At 72.0% G+C, this 3,075-nt stretch carries 2 protein-coding genes and 2 pseudogenes; all 4 read right to left on the bottom strand.

All coding sequences use genetic code 11. The features are described 5' to 3' along the window. A pseudogene (locus tag ABWK99_RS15270) lies at nucleotides 1-254 on the bottom strand (PLP-dependent aminotransferase family protein); the annotation flags it as partial. A 230-nt stretch (nucleotides 255-484) separates the two neighbouring features. Next, nucleotides 485-808: a thioredoxin gene (trxA, locus tag ABWK99_RS15265; protein WP_372595545.1), complete on the bottom strand. Its 324-nt coding sequence runs from the start codon at nucleotides 806-808 to the stop codon at nucleotides 485-487. After that, on the bottom strand, nucleotides 805-1,803 hold the full coding sequence (gene trxB, locus ABWK99_RS15260) for a thioredoxin-disulfide reductase (protein WP_372595544.1): 999 nt from the start codon (nucleotides 1,801-1,803) through the stop codon (nucleotides 805-807). Before trxB ends, trxA begins: the two co-directional genes overlap by 4 nt. Nucleotides 1,804-1,862: 59 nt before the next feature. Then, nucleotides 1,863-3,075: pseudogene (locus ABWK99_RS15255) on the bottom strand (hypothetical protein); the annotation flags it as partial.

The raw sequence follows: 3,075 nt of genomic DNA, 5'->3' as shown, positions 1-3,075 counted from the left end.
CGCTGGAGGACGAGGGCGTGCGCCTGCTCTGCGAGGGCCTGGAGCGGGAGGCCCTCGAGGTTCGGCATCCCGCCGGCCAACGAGACCACCTCGGGGCGGTTCGCGACGGCGAAGAGAGCGCGGATCTCCGAAGCGCGCATCCCGTGCGTGCGGGCTGCGTAGGAGGTGTTCCAGGGGTCCAGACGGGTCCCGGCGGCGGCGGAGGTGGGGCCGACAGGCACCTGCCCCGTCGGTCCACCGAGGTGTGAGGTCATGGAACGAGTGTGCCACCCCGTCGGGGCGATGCGATCCGCCGCCCACCGGCCGGGAAACGGGCACGCCACCGGGAGCGGGACGGAGGGACGGTCACGACGGGATCACGTCAGGGCCATCGCCAGGACTGCGCCCGGCGCGACTCCTGGAGCGACGCCCGGGACCACGCCCCACCAGGACGAGAAATGCCGCCCCGCGGTGCGGGACGGCATTCCTGGACGGAGAAGTGCGCTCAGGCGAGGACGCTCTCGATCTCCTGCACGAGCGCGGGCTTCGGGCGTGCGCCCACGATCTGCTTGACCAGCTCGCCGCCCTTGTAGATGTTGATGGTCGGGATCGACGTGATCCCGTACGCAGCCGTCGTCCGCGGGTTCTCGTCGGTGTTGAGCTTCGCGATCGTCAGTCGTCCCTCATAGGTGCCCGAGAGCTCCTCGAGGATCGGCGCGACGGCGCGGCACGGGCCGCACCAGGGCGCCCAGAAGTCCACCAGGACGGGGACGTCGGCGGACAGGACGTCGTCCTTGAAGCTCGCGTCGGTGACGGGGACAGTGCTCACAGGATCTCCTCGAGGGTCGCGGGTACGGTCTGCAGGGCGGCCGGGGCGGCCGTCCCCGCGAGGTAGTGCTGGGCGTCGAGGGCCGCGGCGCAGCCGCTCCCTGCCGCCGTGATCGCCTGTCGGTAGGTGTGGTCCACCAGGTCACCGCAGGCGAAGACCCCTGCGACGTCGGTGGCGGTGCCCCGTCGCTCGTCCCCGCCCACCAGGACGTAGCCGGACTCGTCCAGGGCGACGGTCCCGACGACGAGCTCGTTGCGCGGGATGTGACCGATCGCCACGAACACCCCTGTGACGTCGAGGTCGCGCTCCTCGCCGGTCAGCGTGTCGCGCAGGCGGACCCCGGAGACCTTGCCGGCACCGTGGATCGCCACGACCTCGCTGTTCCACGCGAAGCGGATCTTCGGGTCGTTCAGTGCCCGGTCCGCCATGATCTTGGAGGCGCGCAGCTCGTCGCGACGGTGCACGATCGTCACGGTCCTGGCGAAGCGGGTCAGGAAGGTGGCCTCCTCGATCGCTGAGTCACCACCGCCCACCACGACGATGTCCTGGTCGCGGAAGAAGAAGCCGTCGCAGGTGGCGCACCAGGACACCCCGTGGCCGGAGAGCGCCTTCTCCTCGGGCAGTCCGAGCTCCCGGTAGGCCGAGCCCATCGCCAGGATCACCGCGCGGGCGAGGAAGGTCTCACCGTTCCCCGTGATGACGGTCTTGACGGGGCCGTCGAGGTCGACGGAGACGACGTCGTCGTACAGGATCGTCGCGCCGAAGCGCTCGGCCTGCTTCTGCATGTTCTCCATGAGCTCGGGGCCCATGATCCCGTCGACGAACCCGGGGAAGTTCTCGACCTCCGTGGTGTTCATCAGTGCGCCACCTGCCGTGACCGACCCGGCCACGACGATGGGTTCGAGGCCCGCCCGGGCCGCGTAGACGGCCGCGGTGTACCCGGCGGGGCCGGACCCGATGATGACGATCTCGTGCACGCTCTGGCTCACAGTCATCCTTCTGTCGATGCGTGTCTGCGCCAACAGATCCTAGGTGCCGGATGTTCCCCGGTGGGTCAGGAGACCCGGACCTCGACCAGCTCGATCCGGTTGAGGCCCTCGGCGTTCTGCGGAAGTGCGGTGAACCACAGGACGATCGAGGAGGCCTCGGTCGGTTCGCTGAAGGTCAGCACCGTCTCGGCCGACATCGGCCCGGAGGCCAGGACCGGGCCCTCGGTGGGCGTGGAGGGGTCGGTCGCGCGGACCTCGACCATGCCACCGGTCCCCTGGACGGTCAGCGTCACCGAGCTGACGGTCGCGGGCTCGGCCAGCGTGACGGCGTAGCCGATACCGGACTTCATCCCGTAGGTCGGCGACCGGTAGGTCCGGGAGAACCAGTAGGTGCCCGGGTCGCCGTCGATGGCGGCCCCGACGGCCTCCGGGTGCTCGTTGTTGTCTCCGCCGGGAGGCGGGTCGAGCATCTGCGCGGAGGCGATGACCGGAGCAGGGCCGGCCGTCGCCGTCGGCGACGCGCTCTGCTCGCCGGTCTGGCCGTCCTCGGTCTCGGTCGGGCTCGGGCTCTCGAAGGAGGTCGGCTTGGGGCTGGACGCGCCGGAGTCGGAGTCCGCGAGCACCCCGAGCCCGGAGAAGAGCCCACCGGGAGCCGTGAGCGAGTTCCAGGCCAGCACCGCTCCGATGACCAGGAGCACCGCGACCACGCCGAGGACCACGGGGGTCGGGTTGAACCGCCGGGTGGTCAGCACCTCGGCCGATCGCCCGATGAGCGAGTCGAAGTCGCGGTGGGCGCTCGACGGCCGCCTCTCGCTCGAGGGTGCGAAGGCCGGCAGCGAGGCGGGCGCCGCGGCGGGCTCGGAGCGGGACGCGCCGGCCTGCCGGGGTGGGGCGTCGCCGACCCGTGCCGTCGAACGCGCCGTTCCGGTGCCCTCGGACAGGGCACTGGTGGCGGAGGCCGCCGCGGCCTCCGACCGTGGATCGGGCCGACGGACCTGGGGGACGAATGCAGGAGGCGGCGTCCCTGGGCGATCGGATCGCACCCCGTCGAGGGAGCCGCGGACCGAGGTGCGCAGGACCGGTGCCGCGGGAGCCTCGTCCGTCCCCTCCGGGAGGGCCTCGGCGCCGAGGTCGGCCTCGAGGGCGCCCTCGACGGCGGCCGCGTCCGGCACGGGCGGCACTGGGACGTCCGTCGCGGTCTCGGTCGCATCCCGCGGGGCGTCCGGTGCCGCAGCGTCGTCGATGGTCGACGATGCGTCGACGGGGGCATCGGCACGG

The sequence above is a fragment of the Actinotalea sp. genome, from assembly GCF_041597215.1.
Taxonomy (GTDB): Bacteria; Actinomycetota; Actinomycetes; order Actinomycetales; family Cellulomonadaceae; genus Actinotalea.
This window is presented reverse-complemented; position numbering and strand designations above follow the sequence as displayed.